The sequence below is a fragment of the Exiguobacterium sp. ZOR0005 genome (assembly GCF_000798975.1).
Classification (GTDB): domain Bacteria; phylum Bacillota; class Bacilli; order Exiguobacteriales; family Exiguobacteriaceae; genus Exiguobacterium; species Exiguobacterium aurantiacum.
In genome coordinates, this window is record NZ_JTLB01000010.1 from 19,997 (window position 1) to 35,347 (window position 15,351).

Genomic DNA, 15,351 nt, shown 5'->3' on the forward strand with positions numbered 1-15,351 from the left:
CTATATGACGAATCACTACCGAGTGCCGTTACAACTAAAATTCATTTGAATGACATGAAAGTTACGGCAATGTTACAAAAAGCCTCTTTTTTAAAGACAGATGACGATTTTACATACTCCTGTCTATTTTCGTAATATTAAAATCCATATTATGGTTGTTATATGACTTGAACGTTACAAAGTTTCGTTTTTTCATGCCGATTGTTACAAACTTGTCGCCACCTTTGCCCAAGAGTCCCGTCACACCAGACCGACGGACAGGACGAAAGTCACAAAAAAGCCCCTTTGTTCCGAGGAACAAAGGGGTTACAAACATCTGATTACAATTATGCGTGCTCTTCGACGAGGTTCGCGATGCGCACCGTATCCCGAGCGATGACCAATTCTTCGTTAGTCGGGATGATGATGACTTTGACTGGAGAGTGCGGATAGTTGATGAACAACTCTTTGCCGCGCGCTCCGTTGTTAAGTGATGGGTCCCAATAGACGCCCATGAACTCGAGGCCACGGAGAATCCGTTCCCGAATGACGTCCGAGTTCTCTCCGACACCTGCAGTGAAGATGATGGCGTCGACGCCGTTCATCTCAGCCGCATATTGGCCGATATACCCGTGGATTCGGTTCGAGAAGATTTTGAGCGAGACTTCGGCGCGATGGTTGCCTTCTGCAGCAGCCTGTTCGATGTCACGCAAATCACTCGAGATGCCTGAGAGGCCATATACGCCTGACTCTTTGTTCATGACGTTCAAGACGTCTTCCGCTGACTTGCCCGTCTTTTGCATAAGGAACGGGATGAGGGCCGGGTCAAGCGATCCCGAGCGTGTTCCCATCGTGATTCCTTCGAGCGGAGTGAAGCCCATCGTCGTATCGATTGAACGACCACCGGCCACAGCTGCGATCGAGGCACCGCTTCCGAGGTGACACGAGATCAAACGCAAGTCTTCGAGCGGACGGCCAAGTAGTTCGGCGGCACGTTGCGTCACGTACTTGTGGCTCGTCCCGTGGAAACCATACTTACGCACGCCATGCTCCGTGTAATACTCGTAAGGAAGGCTGTACAAGAAGTTCTCTTCCGGCATCGACTGGTGGAACGCCGTGTCGAACACCGCGACTTGCGGCACATTCGGTAAAATCGTTTGGAACGCACGAATCCCTGTCAAGTTCGGCGGGATGTGGAGTGGTCCGAGTTCGACGAACGATTCGATATTCGCCATGACTTCGTCATCGATAACGACCGAGTCAGCGTACAACTCTTTCCCGTGCAGCACACGGTGACCGACGCCCGTGATTTCATCGAACGACGCGATGATTCCGAGATCAATCAATTTTTCGAGCGCGAGCTCGACCGCTTCTTTGTGCGTGTGAAGCGGTGTGACGACGTTGAACTTTTGTCCTTCACCGTACTTGATTGTAAAAATCGCATCGTCTTTCCCGACGCGTTCGACTAATCCGACTGCGAGCATGTCTTCAGACGGCATTTCGAGAAGTTGGAACTTGAGCGATGAGCTCCCTGCGTTGACTGCCATAATTTTTGTCATGTCATACACCTCTTACCTTTCGATTTAAACGGGTATCTTTATCTGTTTTCTTAAAAAACAATAACTGTATCATAATGAAGATACTTGATATGCCATGTGTTTTTCAAGTCTTTTGCCTAATAAAATTATGTTGTTTTAAACCAATCGTCAATCTGTTTCACGATATTGGCAACGGCGCGGACATCCGTGAATGACGGCAGTTCGACAAGAAGCGCCTGTTTCGGACGCTTGACGCCCTCCCCAAGCTTTTGAAGCAGCAATATACTTTTCGCATAACGCTCGTCCTTGAACATCGTCGTCGGCAACTGCAACACGCCTTTGACGACTGCTTCACGGTCCATCCATTGTTTTAATTTCCCTTCGTCATCTTGTTCAAACAAATTGTTCGGGATGACGAAAATACCGTGCCCGCCCGGCAACGTGTGCCGCATCGCCTGCTCCATCATCAAGAAATGCGCGTATGAATGACCTTCCTCACGGCACAGGTCATACGTCTTGGCGACCTCGTCGTTCGGATAATAACCGATCGGCAAATCGACGAGTGTCAACTCGCTCGGTTCGACGACGATTGGTTCCAGGGCATCTTGATGGAAATAAGAGACCGGCTTCTCGAGCAGGTTGCTGATCGCATACGAGAGACGGAGCATCAACTCGTCCACTTCGACCGCTTGTGCCGTCGCATCTTTCAATTGTGATAGCACAGCATGGACGAGCGTGCCCGTCCCGCTCCCAAGTTCTAGCACCGTAGCCCCATCCTTGACGAGTTTCGTCGCCAAATAACCGATGAACAGGCTGACCGCGTCAGGTGTCGGCTGATGGTTCGGCGGGAGTGATGTCGTCTCTTCAAGGACGAGCAGGCTGACGGCTTTTCGCACATCGTCCATTTTCTCCGCCTCCACGTCGACGCGCTCCAACACTTCAATCAACGCTTCAAGCGGGAGCAGATCAAGGTCGGCCACCACTTTCTTCACGTCTTTCTTCCAGTCCCGGTACAGTTGTTCGAATCGTTCCATCTTCGTTCATCCTCTCCATACAAAACCGGCCCTCTGAATGAGAGCCGGCCGTTTCACTTCTATACGTTAGTGTAAGCTATTCGTCACGTTTCGCCAAGCGAATCAGTTCGCTGCGTCAAACGCCTCGAGCGCAGCGTCGAAATCGACCTCGTCCGTCATCTCGTCCATATACTGCACGTATTGAACCGTGCCTTCCGAATCGATGACGAAGACCGAACGCGCCAATAAGCGGAGTTCTTCCATGAGCACGCCGTATGATTTGGCGAACGATTGGTCGCGGTGGTCCGATAACATGATGACGTTATCTAGGCCGGAAGCCGCGCACCAACGGCGTTGGGCGAACGGCAAGTCGTTCGAGACAGTCAATACCGTCCCACCGAGTGACGCCGCATTCTCATTGAACGCCCGAGTTTGAGTATCACATAGTCCCGTGTCGATCGATGGGACAACGCTGATCAATTTCTTTCCTGGATAAGAAGCGAGCGATACTTCTTCTAGGCTCGTCGTGAGCGCGGTGAAGTTCGGCGCCTTGTCGCCTGTTTTCACTGGATTCCCTTGCAATGTCACGGTATTCCCTTTAAATGTCGGCATACTTTCATCCCCTTTAATTGAATTATACGTCTCCATCATATCGATGGCGCCGTCTCGATGACAAGCATCCTGCCTCAGACGGCCTGATTCTGTTTTTCCCTATATCCGGTAGCCAAAACACGTTATAATGGAGAAGACATAAACGACAAAGGGGATGACTCGGATGAGAAACAACGTTTATTTGTATCACCGCAACGTCAACGATTTCACTAAAGAAGTAAAGAAGTTACATGAAATCGGGGAAAAACACGGCTTCAACATCGTCACTCGACCTGAAGACGCCAACATCATCGTCGCCATCGGGGGAGACGGCGCATTTTTACAGGCGGTCCGTTACACCGGCTTTCGCCAAGACGCGATTTACGTCGGATTCGGACGTGGCTTGAACGAGTTTTATTGTGACTTCGACATACATAAGCTCGACGAAGTCGACCGCTTGTTCTCGGATAACACGGCTCGCATCGAAGCTGGGCTCGAAGTGCGGAAATACCCGCTCCTGTCCGCATCGATCAATGAATCGACACCGCTTCTCTGCTTGAACGAGGCGTCGATCAAATCGAGCATCATCAAATCGCTCGCGATCGAAGTGTACATCGATGACCTCCATTTCGAGACGTTCCGCGGAGACGGGATGGTCGTCTCGACACCGACCGGTTCGACCGCCTACAATAAATCGCTGAACGGTTCAGTCGTCGACCCGCTCATCCGTTGCATGCAAGTGAGCGAAATCGCTTCAGTGAACAACAACCGTTACCGAACGCTCGGCTCGTCGTTCATCGTCCATGAATCACGCAAACTGTCGCTCCGCATCGTCGAGGACGGCAACGATTATCCGATCATCGGGATGGACAACGAAGCGCTCAGCTTGAAATATACGGATCGAATCGATATCGAACTGTCTGACCAAGTCATCAAGACGGTCAAACTGCGCAACAACTCGTTCTGGCATAAAGTTCAACGTTCTTTCTTCTAACTGACAAAGCGAGCCTTCCCGAATCGGGAAGGCTCGCTTTTCGTTATGTCGTGATGACGTCAGCTTCGTATACCGGCGCCCCTTCGACGACGGTCATGACGAGCCGGTTGTTCAAAATATCTTGCCCCTGAAGATCAAAGAAATCGTTTTCCCACACCGTGAACGTCGCATTGTAGCTTTTAATGAGCAACCCGTCGCGGCCGTGCGAACGTGTCGCGACCCGCGGCGAATACGTGAAGCTCCGGAGCGCCTCGTACATCGAGAGCCGCTCATTCGGGCTGAGCGCCCCGGACCCGGCGAACGACTGCCGTGTGACGGCGGCGTATAGGCCTTTTCGTACGTCCACCGTTGAGATCGGCGCGTCGCTCCCGCCTAGGACGAGCGCCCCGGTGTCGATCATCGACTTGAAACGATATGCGTTGTAGACCCGGTCGTTGCCGAGACGATCGAACAACAAATCCATATCGTCAGACAAGAAGATCGGCTGGGCATCGATCAGCACCGGCAAGGCACTGATTCGTTTCAGCAAGTTGTCATCTAACAACGAGGCGTGAATGATCCGGTCGCGTGTGCCCCGTTTGGCCGGATACTTCTCGAGTAATCCGATGAACTGTTCGGCCGCCGCATCACCGATCACGTGCGCCGCCACGTTCATCCCGTAAGACCGCGCTTTTTTCACGAGCGCCTCGAGATGTTCCGGGCGATGCACTTCGATGCCGCGCTGGCCTGGGTCATCCGTGTATGGCTGAGTAAGGAGGGCGGTCCGCCCGCCGAACGACCCGTCGACGAAAATTTTCATCGCTCCGAAATCGAAGCGTGGTCGCTTCGCGAGCGCGTCATGCTGCAGCAATTGATCGACGACTTGTTCGTGCACGAGCAGATGGGCATGGAACGGAACGTCCCCGAGTACCTCTTCATACGCTTGAATCGTCTCAAGCGGGTCACCGTGATAGAATAAATCTTCGGTATGAGCTCCGACGATGCCGTGAGCAAACAACGAGTCGACGGCCCGTCGTATCGAGGCGACATTTTTTTCCCGGTTGCCTCCAAGCTCACGGTGCAACAAATCGAGTGCCGCATCATACAAGACGCCGTTCAGCTTGCCTTCGTGGTCCCGGCCGAGCTTGCCGCCTTCGATGACCGTATGATGGATCAAGCCTAGACGTTCGAGTCCTTTCGAGTTGACGACGGCGACGTGGCGGCATACCCGTTTCAAAACGACGGGCCGATCCGGGATGACGGCATCGATCATCTCCCGCGTCGGCATCTCACCGAGCAGGCGGTCGTTGAACCCTTCCGCGACGATCCAGTCGTCCCCGCTCGCCTTCTGTTTCATCGTCTCGAGCAACGTGTTCAAATCGCTCGTCTCGGTCGCATCGATTCGGTCGAGCGCTTCACCGTAGCCGATCAAATGGATGTGAGAGTCCGTGAACGCCGGATAGACGCTCTTCCCTTCAAGGTTGACGATGTCCTTGATCCGCCCCGCATATGTACGGCGAAGGTGACCTTCCTCTCCCATCTTCAACACCCGGCCGTGCTCGACGTACATCGCCCGACTCATCTCGCCTTCTTTATTCAACGTATAAATCTTTCCGTTCACCCAAAGCGTTCCCATCACATAACTCCTCCTCGATTCAAAAAAGATTGACGTCTACGTTAATTCCCGTTTACGTCAATCTTCATGCATAGATTATTTACGAAGTAATTCTTGATGTTCGAGACCTTTTTCCACACGTTGACGAATCTCACGTGCGGCCCCTTCATCGAAACGACCGAGCACACGCTCGCCGATTTCGACGGCTGTGCCATATTCACCGTGCAAGAACTTATTTTCCGCAAGTGTCAAGGCGATGTGCACCTCGTTGTCGCGGCGGCGGTAGCGGTTCGCGTATTGAAGCAGCTGTTCGGCATACGTCACTTGTCGGAGGAGCGCTTTCACCCGATCACGGAAGTTGTCCATCGTCTCTTCGATGTCGTGGCTCAAACCGACGATATACGTCATGTTGAATGGTGCTTTCTCGAACTGTTCATCGAGCGACTGGACGCTCTTTTGAAGTTGACGCATCTCGTTCATCAAATCATTCGGCACGACCGGCATCGCGCTCTTCGCGAGCAGACGGCGATGGGCCGACAGTTCTTTCTTCCAATTCTCGAGCTTGTTACGCACTTCGAGTTCTTCTTTCCGAAGTGAATTCGTGTTCTCGATGAACCGTTCGTGCATGGCGGCGAATTGGTCGAGCGAACGTTTCGCGTCTTGCACTTTCGATTTGACTAAGCTGAACGGAAGCATTTGAGCGCCGAGGGCTTGTTCGATGTCGTGCACGTTCGCAGACAGCGTCGTCCGTTCGCGCTCGAGCTGTTCGAACTCTTCTCCAACACGCGCATTGATTTCGTAATTGCTGACGAGGCGTGACATTTCCTCATTGAGACGTGTCATGAGTTCCGTCGTCTTCATGTCACGTTCCCGCACGGTCGCAAACTCGCTCTTCACATACTGTCTCGCATCGACTTCGGTGCGGAACGCTTCGAACAATTGATCGATGTCCGAACTGAGCTGTTGCATATCCGTCTCGAAATGTTCGAAATCGAGTTTTTCGATCCGTTCCATCAGCGCCAGGCGTCGATCTTCCGCTTGTTCGATCTCTTCCATCAACCCGAGCGGTTCGAGCGCATAGCCGTCCATCTGCATTTCTTTATGGCCGGCACGGAGTTGATTGAGCTGTTGTCTCAACTCGACTTGCACCGTCCGGACGAACTGCGGGATGATGCCGATGAGTTCACGGATGTGCATCACTTTCGCCGACAAGTCTTGTCCGGCCACGAACGCCTCTGACACTTGCCCTTCTTGCTTCAGCGTCATCATTTCCGTCCGTTTCGCCTCAGCGGCCGCGATTTCAGCCTCGACGAGATCGTACGTCGGACCGAACGCGTTGTTTTGGGAGACGAGCGTCTTGCGGAACTGATACAACTCTTTCTCGTCTTTCTTGACGATGTCGAGGAGTGAGGCGTGGTAGTCGTTGAACTCCGCCATCTCATCGAGCATGCCGTGAACCATGGACTCTAACTCCTCAATCAGTTGCTCGGTCGCACCTAAATCAGACTTCACCTTGAGGAAGCGGTACTTATCGAGATCTTCTTCCGAACGGTAGAGCGATTCATCGATTTGGCCGGTATGGACACTGACGAGTTCGTCCCACGACTGATGCCAGCGTTCGAACTTTTCTTTCGTCTCTCCTTCCATCGGCCATTGTTTGAATTTTTGGAGTTCAGCTGGCACACTCGCACTGAGAATGCTTTGCTTTCTTATATCCAAATCATCAATTTTTTGGTAATAACTTCTTCGAATGAGCATACTAGCGAGCATGGCCCCTAGCGCGATGACGATGATTCCAATTAAAATCCCGTATAGTCCGTAATCCATCTTTGTCACAACCTCCAAGCCGCTTTCATGGACTTATGTATCTTAAAGAAGAAAATGATGTATTTTACAAGTATAGATATACTTAATCATATTATACAACTGTGGATTTGCATAGGTTTTCCAACGGTTTGGGTAGAGAATGTTCATTGGCGGGTAAAACATTTCGGAAGACAAATCAGAAAATTGCGTGTACGATGATGCTTATCTAGCATCCAATCATATAGGAGGGACATCATATGTTTCAAACGACAACTTACTCTGGCGACTTGGCCGCCGGCTATGACCTGCTGAACAAACAACTCGCCGCGCTCTTAGAAGGCGAGACGAACGAGGTCGCGAATCTCGCCAACGCGAGCGCGCTGCTCAATCAATTCCTCGATCGCATCAACTGGGTCGGCTTTTATATGAAGAACGGTGATGACGCGCTCATCCTTGGACCGTTCCAAGGACTGCCGGCCTGCGTCCACATCGCGTTCGGAAAAGGCGTGTGTGGCACGGCCGCCTCGACTCAACAGACGCAACTCGTCGCTGACGTCCACCAATTCCCAGGCCATATCGCCTGTGACGCCGCCTCGAACTCTGAAATCGTCGTCCCGCTCGTCCGTGACGGCGAGACGATCGCTGTCCTTGACATCGACAGCCCAGAGTTCGATCGTTTCTCGGAAATCGATCGCCAAGGCTTAGAACAATTTTGCCAAACATTACTTCGCTTCATCTGATTGACAAGCAACCGAATCCATCGTATACTGATTTTTGTGCATGAAATGACGATAGCAGTCATCGACAGACGTATCCACCTTTCGGGCCTCGACATAGTCGGAGGAGCATCTTGTAGCTTCGCTATCAAGTGAAGGTGCTTGAACCTTGAAAGGGGCGTCACCCGTCTTTGACACCGTTGTTCTTTTGTGCAAAATACATGAACAACAAGGAGGAGTCCAAACATGGCTCGTTACACAGGTCCAGCTTGGAAACTCTCGCGTCGCTTAGGCATCTCGCTTAGCGAAACGGGTAAAGAATTAGCAAAACGTCCTTACGCACCAGGCCAACACGGCAATGGTCGTCGTAAAATCTCTGAATACGGTCTTCAGCTTCAAGCGAAGCAAGCACTCCGTCACATGTACGGAATCAACGAGAAGCAATTCCGTCGCATCTTCAACGATGCAGGGAAAATGCAAGGTATCCACGGTGAGAACTTCATGTTCTTGCTCGAGTCACGCCTTGACAACCTCGTTTACCGTATGGGTCTCGCTCGCACACGTCGCGGAGCGCGCCAACTCGTCAACCACGGTCACATCCAAGTTGACGGTTCACGTGTAGACATCGCGTCTTACCGTGTAAAACCAGGTCAAGTCATTTCAGTTCGCGAGAAGTCTAAAAACTTCAAAGCGATCGCTGAAGCTCTCGAAGTAGCACCAGCTACAAAAGACTTCGTCACATTCGACGCTGAAAAGCTCGAAGGTACATTCGTACGTCTTCCTGAGCGTACTGAATTGAACGACCAAATCAAAGAGCAACTCATCGTCGAGTACTACTCACGTTAATGCTTTTATCCCCTTCCCTGCTTCGGCAGGAAAGGGGATTTTTTTTATCAAAATTAGGCGAGAATACGCCCACTTCTAAACGTCGCGGGCGAAGCCCCAGTGAAAGTGGGAGATGAATCGCCACCCTCTCCTTTGGGTATAAATACCTAAAGGGGGTGAACATCCTATTGAAGCATAAAGCGTATAAATTCCGGATCTATCCGACAACGGAGCAGGAGATCCTGATTGCCAAGACGATCGGTTGCGCCCGCTTCGTCTTCAACCACTTCTTGGCGAAGTGGGAAGCGACCTACAAGGCGACAGGGAAAGGCCTGTCCTACGGTTCCTGTTCGAAAGAAATCCCTGTACTCAAGCAAGAGCTTGATTGGTTGAAGGAAGTCGATAGCACGTCGGTCCAGAACAGCGTCAAACACCTGGCCGAGGCGTATGACCGCTTCTTCAAGAAGCAGAACGAACGGCCACGGTTCAAGTCGAAGCGGAACCCCGTCCAATCCTACAAGACGAACATCCAAGGCACGTCTCAACTTCCTGAGGTGTCAATCATCGGCAACAAGCTCAAACTCCCGAAGTTGAAGTGGGTCCGGTTCGCCAACTCGAAGAAGGTCGAGGGCCGCATCCTCAGCGCGACGATTCGCCGGAACGCGACGGGCAAGTACTTCGTCTCGCTGCAGGTCGAGCAGAAGGTCGACGAACTGCCGAAGACCGGCTCCACGATCGGCGTCGACGTTAGGCTCAAGCACTTCGCCGTCCTGTCCGACGGCACGGTGTACCAAAACGACCGCTATTTTCGCACGCTCGAGAAGAGACTGGCGCGCGAACAGCGCAAGCTCTCTCGACGTCGGCTCATCGCCCTGAACCGGAACATCAAGCTGTCGGAGGCGAAGAACTACCAGAAACAAAAGCGGAAGGTCGCCCGCATCCACGAGAAGATCGCCAACAAGCGTACCGACTTCCTGCACAAGGTATCGACCGAGATCGTCAAAAACCACGACGTCATCGGCATCGAGACGCTGCAGGTGAAGAACATGCAGAAGGACCGCAAGCTCAGCAAATCCATCTCCGATGTCAGTTGGTCGGCGTTCTTCCGCATGTCGCATACAAGGCGGACTGGTACGGCAAGACCGTCGTGAAGGTCAGCCGGACGTTCGCCTCGAGCCAGCTCTGTTCGAGTTGCGGCCATCGACACAAAGACGTGAAGCATCTTGGTCTGCGCGAGTGGACGTGCCCGGGCTGCGGCGTCCACCACGACCGCGATGTGAACGCAGGACTGAACCTCAAACGAGAGGCCGAACGCATCCTGGCCTCTCCAACCGTCGGGACGACGGGGCTAGCCTGGCCAGGTTCCGGTCGTTAGACCGGATGACCCAGGAATCCTCCACCTCTAAGCGAAGTGTAGGTGGGGGTAGTTCAATTCTTTAAGATCTGTTCGCGAATCCGGCCCATCTGCGTATCGAGCGCGTCGGCCATGTTCGCCGCCTCGGTCAGCTCCGCTCGTGACGACTCAGGGATTTGCTGCTGATACTTGTATTGGAGTTTATGTTCCGTCGCCGCCCAGAAGTCCATCGCGAGCGTCCGGATTTGAATCTCGGCCGGCACCCAGATGACCCGTTCCGCCAAGTACACTTTCGTCCGCACGATCAAATGGAGACTGCGGTATCCGCTCGGTTTCGGATGTTCGATGTAGTCTTTTATGACGTCGATCTTCAAGTCGTCGCGCGTCTGTAGATGCTCCAAAATCGCATAGATGTCGTCACGGAAACTCGTGACGATGCGGACACCGGCGACATCGTGCACGTTGTCCCATAACGCTTCCACTTCGAGTGGGAGCTGTTTTTGTTTCATCTTCCGGATGATGGACGGGAGCGTCTTCATCCGTGTTTTCACATGTTCGATCGGCGAGTAGCCGAGCCTCGTCTGCCAGTCGAGATCGATGATCCCAAGGTCGCTCTCGAGTTCGGTGATCGCCATCTCATAGTAGCGGAACCGTTCTCGCCAATGGTGAAACTGTTCACCGAAAAATTCTTCGATTTCCATTACCCATCCTCCTCACTTCCTACTTCAATCGTACCAGACTCGCTGAGCGTTGATGTACGAAAAAAACGTCCATTCCCGTAAATGACGGAAATGGACGAACGCATCAGACGTGACGAATGACAAAGTATTTCTTTTTCCCGCGACGAATGATTGTAAACTCGCCGAGCGTATCTTCTCGTGTAATGACTTTATCGAGCGCCTGTTCCCGCTCCCCGTTCAAGTAGATGGCACCGTTTTGCACGTCTTCACGCGCTTGGCGTTTCGATTGAACGATTTTCGCCTCGACGAGCAACTCGACGAGATTGCGCTCACCGTCAAGTTCGAACTGCGGCATCCCTTTGAACGCTGCGTCCATGTCTTCTGGTTTGAGCGACGTGAGGTCACCGCTGAAGAACGCTGTCGTGATCCGTTCAGCCTGTTCAAGCCCGGCTTCACCGTGGACGAGCTTCGTCATCTCTTCGGCGAGACGGCGCTGGGCGACACGTTTCTCAGGAGCTGATGCCACTTCGGCCGCGAGTGCTTCGATGTTTTCATGCGTCAAGAACGTGAAGTACTTGATGAACTTGATGACGTCGGCATCATCGACGTTGATCCAAAACTGGTAGAACTCGTACGGCGTCGTCTTGTCAGCGTCAAGCCAGACCGCGCCACCGGCCGTCTTCCCGAACTTCTGCCCGTCCGACTTCGTGACGAGCGGCACGGTGAGACCGAACGCCTTCTCTTGATGACCGAAACGGCGGATGAGTTCGAGCCCGGCCGTGATGTTCCCCCACTGATCGCTCCCACCGACTTGAAGGCGGCAGTTCTCATTTTCGTACAACTTCAAGAAGTCGAACGATTGCAACAACATGTACGAGAATTCCGTGTACGAGATCCCATTCTCTAAACGCGAGTCGACCGAGTCTTTCGCGAGCATGTAGCTGATCGGGAAATGTTTTCCGATATCGCGCAGGAAGTCGATGATGGACAGCTCGGCCGTCCATTCGTAGTTGTTGCGAATCGTGATCGGGTTCTCTCCTTCTAATGGAAGGAAGCGGCTCAACTGATCTTTGATGCGGTCAGAGAACTCTTTCACCGTATCAAGCGTGTTCAGTGAACGCTCGTCGGAACGGCCTGACGGGTCTCCGATCATCCCGGTCGCGCCACCGACTAGCGCGATGACTTGGTGCCCTGCCTCTTGGAAGCGACGAAGCGTCAAAATCGGCAACAAGTGCCCGATATGGAGCGAGTCGGCCGTCGGGTCAAACCCCGTGTAAAGCGTCGTCGGTTTTTTCAGTTGTTCCTTCAATCCTTCTTCATCCGTCATTTGGTTGACGAGTCCTCGAAATGCTAAATCATTCAATAATTCCATCTGTCCCACTCCTTCGATTGACATAAAAAAACGTCCCTTCTCATATTGAGAAGGGACGGAGATTCCGCGGTACCACCCTAATTGCCACAGCTGTGGCCACTTTACATGAGAGATAACGGTCTCGACCCGGCCTGACGGCATGCTCCAAAAGTGTAATTCATCTGTTGACGTTGGCTAGTTCACAGCACCCACTAGCTTTCTGGACAAGCGGTCAACCGACTACTTCGCTTTTTTCATCGCATCGTTATATGGACTATGTCATTCATTTTATAAGTTTAATTTCTCCATTGTCAACTAGAAGATTGAAACTTGCATCGAAAGGTGGATTCACGATAAGGTGGTGAAAGACTTGTGCTATAATCGAATATATTACTGTCTGCAATCGTTTTACACCATATGAAGGAGGCTGTCATGCTGCAAAAGATTCGAGACTTATGGAACAATCCAACGTCCTTGAAAGCCCGCCGTTACGCCAATGTATTTTACGATGTGTCGTGGAACGTACTCCTGCTCACGATCATCTCCGTTGTCCTCATCGGTTTTTTAGGCGCTGGGATCGGTGCCGGCTATTTCGCATCGCTCGTCAAGGACATGCCAACCCCTGCCTATAAGACGATGACGTCCCAAATCAACACGTACTCGTCGACCTCTGATATTTACTTCGGAAGCGGTGAACGGGTCGGGAACTACACGACCGATGAAGTCCGGACGCCGATTCCAGTCGATAAAGTGTCACCGTTCGTCATCGACGCGTTGTTAGCGACCGAAGACGTCGAGTTTTACGAGCATGACGGCGTCGTGCCGAAAGCGACGCTCCGTGCCATCTTGCAAGAAGCGACCGGTTCAGAAGAGCGGACCGGTGGATCGACGCTCACGCAACAGCTCATCAAGAACCAGATGCTGACGAACGAAGTGTCGTTCGAGCGAAAAGCGAAAGAGATTTTGCTCGCGCTCCGTCTCGAAAAAGCAATGGATAAAGATGAGATTTTGAACGCCTACTTGAACGTCGTCTCATTCGGACGCAACTCGATGGGACGCAACATCTCCGGGATTGAAGCAGCGTCTCGCGGCGTGTTCAACACGTCGGCGGAGAACCTCACGTTGCCACAAGCGGCATTCCTCGCCGGGATTCCGAAAAACCCGTTCCTTTACACGCCATATTATCAAGGCGGAGTCATTAAAGAAGACGTCACAGCCGGCATCAACCGGATGAAGACGGTACTGAACCGGATGTACGTCGCCGGTAAGATTACACAAGAAGAATATGATGCGGCGTATAACTACGACATCACGCAAGACTTCATGAAAACGCAGTCGAAGCCGCGTGACCGCTATCCATATCTCGTTGACGTAGCTGAACGCGAGGCGCTCGCCATCGTGACGAACCACTTCTTACAAGAAGACGGGATCAACCTTAACGACCTCGGGCCAAACGAACGGAACGAAGTCCGTTCGACTTACGGGAAACGGGCACACAACGCGCTCCGTCAAGGCGGTTATAAGATCCACTTAACGCTCGATAAGCAAATCCACGAATCGATGCAACAGCCGGCTAAAAACGCGGACAACTTCGGACCGAACCAAAATGCGGACGGGACGAGCTATCCGGAACAGACCGCCGCGGTCATGCTCGAGAACAAGACAGGCCGCGTGCTCGGCTTCGTCGGTGGACGCTATATTAACGGAAAGACTGAAGAATATAACCACGCCACGCAGATGACTCGTCAAATCGGATCGACCGCAAAACCGATTCTCGTCTACGCGAATGCGATCGAGTCAGGCATGATCACACCTGCGACGACGATTATCGATGAAGAATACTTCTATCAATATGATTACAGCGAACGGAAAGACCCGGTCAACAACGAAGGGAAAACGTACCGCGGCCCAGTCACTGTCCGCGACGCGCTCAAACTATCGTTGAACGTTCCTGCCGTCAAAATTTATGAAGAGCGGAACGAGATGGAAGCTGACACGCAAAAATTAATCGATATGGGCATCGGTGTATCGGATACGAACCGAAAAGCCTCATCGATGGCACTCGGTGTCGGTGAAGTCAGCCCGGTCAACCTCGCGTCGACGTATGCGATGCTCGCCAACTACGGCGAACACGTAAGCCCGTACTTCGTCGATAAAGTCGAGTTCCAAGGCGAGATCATCTTTGAGGCCCAGCCTGAGAAGAAACGGATTTACTCCGATCGTACGGCCTACCTCGTCGTCGACATGTTGCGTGACGTCTACACGTCAGGTACGGCGACGTACGCCAAGTCGCTCTTGAACGCCCCGGGCGACTGGATGGGCAAAACCGGTACGACACAATTGAAACGAGATTCGTATCTCGTCGGCTCGACGCCAGACGTCACACTCGCCGTCTGGTCTGGTTACGATAACCAAAAACTCGGGATGACCGATAAGTACCCATACGGCCCTTACTACCAGCGGACGCAACGGATCTGGTCACAGATCGTGAACCGCGTCCATGCGGATAAGCCGGATACGTTTACGAACGCGCGCTTCACTCAACCGTCTAGCGTGAAGCCGGACGACTTCAAAGACTCTGGAACGTTCTCTGAGAAGAAGAAAGTCGAAGAGAAGAAGAAGGAAGAGGAAGCGAAGAAGAAAGCTGAAGAAGCGAAGCAAGAAGCCGAAGAAGCGAAGCAAGAGGCGGAAGAGGCGAAACGTGAAGCTGCTGAACAGAAAGATGCCGAGGCGAAGAAAAAAGCCGAAGCGGAAGCGAAGAAGAAAGCTGAAGACGCGAAAAAGGCAGAAGAAGAAGCGAAGAAGAAAGCTGAGGCTGAAAAGAAAGCTAAAGAAGAAGCAGAAGCTGATGCCGAGTCTGACGCTGACGAATAAGCAAGACAAAAAAGTCGACACCGCGGTGTCGACTTT

The 15,351-nt window shown here is 52.4% G+C and carries 11 protein-coding genes, 1 pseudogene and 1 other annotated feature; of the genes and pseudogenes, 5 read left to right on the forward strand and 7 right to left on the reverse strand.

Annotation, left to right across the window (positions count from 1 at the left end; translation table 11 throughout):
• Positions 1 to 326: 326 nt before the first annotated feature.
• The 3 genes from L971_RS03490 to tpx all read right to left on the reverse strand — a co-directional run bounded on the left by L971_RS03490 (position 327) and on the right by tpx (position 3,142).
• Entirely contained in the window at positions 327 to 1,538 is a 1,212-nt protein-coding gene (locus L971_RS03490; RefSeq protein WP_029334705.1) for an acetate kinase, read from the reverse strand.
• 125 nt (positions 1,539 to 1,663) lie between these two features.
• Positions 1,664 to 2,551 (reverse strand): class I SAM-dependent methyltransferase, encoded by an 888-nt coding sequence (locus L971_RS03495; RefSeq protein WP_047374329.1) that lies wholly within the window; start codon positions 2,549 to 2,551, stop codon positions 1,664 to 1,666.
• Between the two features lie 102 nt (positions 2,552 to 2,653).
• Positions 2,654 to 3,142, reverse strand: coding sequence for a thiol peroxidase (gene tpx / locus L971_RS03500; protein ID WP_047374331.1), 489 nt, complete (start codon positions 3,140 to 3,142; stop codon positions 2,654 to 2,656).
• A gap of 154 nt (positions 3,143 to 3,296) precedes the next feature.
• Here tpx and L971_RS03505 point away from each other — a divergent pair, with 154 nt between their 5' ends.
• The gene (locus tag L971_RS03505) at positions 3,297 to 4,115 is read left to right on the forward strand and encodes an NAD kinase (protein ID WP_024371360.1); all 819 of its coding nucleotides are present in this window, start codon (positions 3,297 to 3,299) and stop codon (positions 4,113 to 4,115) included.
• Between the two features lie 43 nt (positions 4,116 to 4,158).
• Here L971_RS03505 and L971_RS03510 read toward each other — a convergent pair whose 3' ends face one another.
• On the reverse strand, positions 4,159 to 5,730 hold the full coding sequence (locus L971_RS03510; protein ID WP_047374333.1) for an amidohydrolase: 1,572 nt from the start codon (positions 5,728 to 5,730) through the stop codon (positions 4,159 to 4,161).
• A gap of 75 nt (positions 5,731 to 5,805) precedes the next feature.
• Entirely contained in the window at positions 5,806 to 7,536 is a 1,731-nt protein-coding gene (gene ezrA, locus L971_RS03515; protein WP_029334702.1) for a septation ring formation regulator EzrA, read from the reverse strand.
• 236 nt (positions 7,537 to 7,772) lie between these two features.
• On the opposite strand from ezrA, the gene L971_RS03520 reads away from it, so the two are divergent.
• From L971_RS03520 to tnpB, 3 genes and pseudogenes are all read left to right on the forward strand, one after another.
• Positions 7,773 to 8,255, forward strand: a complete 483-nt coding sequence (locus L971_RS03520; protein ID WP_024371357.1) for a GAF domain-containing protein — start codon at positions 7,773 to 7,775, stop codon at positions 8,253 to 8,255.
• A 222-nt stretch (positions 8,256 to 8,477) separates the two neighbouring features.
• A complete protein-coding gene (gene rpsD / locus L971_RS03525; RefSeq protein ID WP_024371356.1) occupies positions 8,478 to 9,077 on the forward strand; it encodes a 30S ribosomal protein S4 in 600 nt (199 codons plus the stop codon).
• A gap of 161 nt (positions 9,078 to 9,238) precedes the next feature.
• Positions 9,239 to 10,431 (forward strand): annotated as a pseudogene (gene tnpB, locus L971_RS03530) (IS200/IS605 family element RNA-guided endonuclease TnpB).
• Positions 10,432 to 10,484: 53 nt separating this feature from the next.
• Here the strand turns inward: tnpB and L971_RS03535 are convergent.
• Both L971_RS03535 and tyrS read right to left on the reverse strand, forming a co-directional pair.
• Positions 10,485 to 11,111: a GTP pyrophosphokinase family protein gene (locus L971_RS03535; protein ID WP_024371354.1), complete on the reverse strand. Its 627-nt coding sequence runs from the start codon at positions 11,109 to 11,111 to the stop codon at positions 10,485 to 10,487.
• A gap of 103 nt (positions 11,112 to 11,214) precedes the next feature.
• Positions 11,215 to 12,462: a tyrosine--tRNA ligase gene (gene tyrS / locus L971_RS03540; RefSeq protein WP_024371353.1), complete on the reverse strand. Its 1,248-nt coding sequence runs from the start codon at positions 12,460 to 12,462 to the stop codon at positions 11,215 to 11,217.
• A 48-nt stretch (positions 12,463 to 12,510) separates the two neighbouring features.
• Positions 12,511 to 12,708: a binding site (T-box leader), on the reverse strand.
• 165 nt (positions 12,709 to 12,873) lie between these two features.
• On the opposite strand from tyrS, the gene L971_RS03545 reads away from it, so the two are divergent.
• Positions 12,874 to 15,315, forward strand: a complete 2,442-nt coding sequence (locus L971_RS03545) for a transglycosylase domain-containing protein (protein ID WP_024371352.1) — start codon at positions 12,874 to 12,876, stop codon at positions 15,313 to 15,315.
• Positions 15,316 to 15,351: the final 36 nt, after the last annotated feature.

Coding starts and splice junctions, on each gene's coding strand:
- L971_RS03490 (WP_029334705.1), bottom strand. CDS start 1,538: ATGACAAAAATTATGGCAGTCAACGCAGGGAGCTCATCGCTCAAGTTC.
- L971_RS03495 (WP_047374329.1), bottom strand. CDS start 2,551: ATGGAACGATTCGAACAACTGTACCGGGACTGGAAGAAAGACGTGAAG.
- tpx (WP_047374331.1), bottom strand. CDS start 3,142: ATGCCGACATTTAAAGGGAATACCGTGACATTGCAAGGGAATCCAGTG.
- L971_RS03505 (WP_024371360.1), top strand. CDS start 3,297: ATGACTCGGATGAGAAACAACGTTTATTTGTATCACCGCAACGTCAAC.
- L971_RS03510 (WP_047374333.1), bottom strand. CDS start 5,730: ATGGGAACGCTTTGGGTGAACGGAAAGATTTATACGTTGAATAAAGAA.
- ezrA (WP_029334702.1), bottom strand. CDS start 7,536: ATGGATTACGGACTATACGGGATTTTAATTGGAATCATCGTCATCGCG.
- L971_RS03520 (WP_024371357.1), top strand. CDS start 7,773: ATGTTTCAAACGACAACTTACTCTGGCGACTTGGCCGCCGGCTATGAC.
- rpsD (WP_024371356.1), top strand. CDS start 8,478: ATGGCTCGTTACACAGGTCCAGCTTGGAAACTCTCGCGTCGCTTAGGC.
- L971_RS03535 (WP_024371354.1), bottom strand. CDS start 11,111: ATGGAAATCGAAGAATTTTTCGGTGAACAGTTTCACCATTGGCGAGAA.
- tyrS (WP_024371353.1), bottom strand. CDS start 12,462: ATGGAATTATTGAATGATTTAGCATTTCGAGGACTCGTCAACCAAATG.
- L971_RS03545 (WP_024371352.1), top strand. CDS start 12,874: ATGCTGCAAAAGATTCGAGACTTATGGAACAATCCAACGTCCTTGAAA.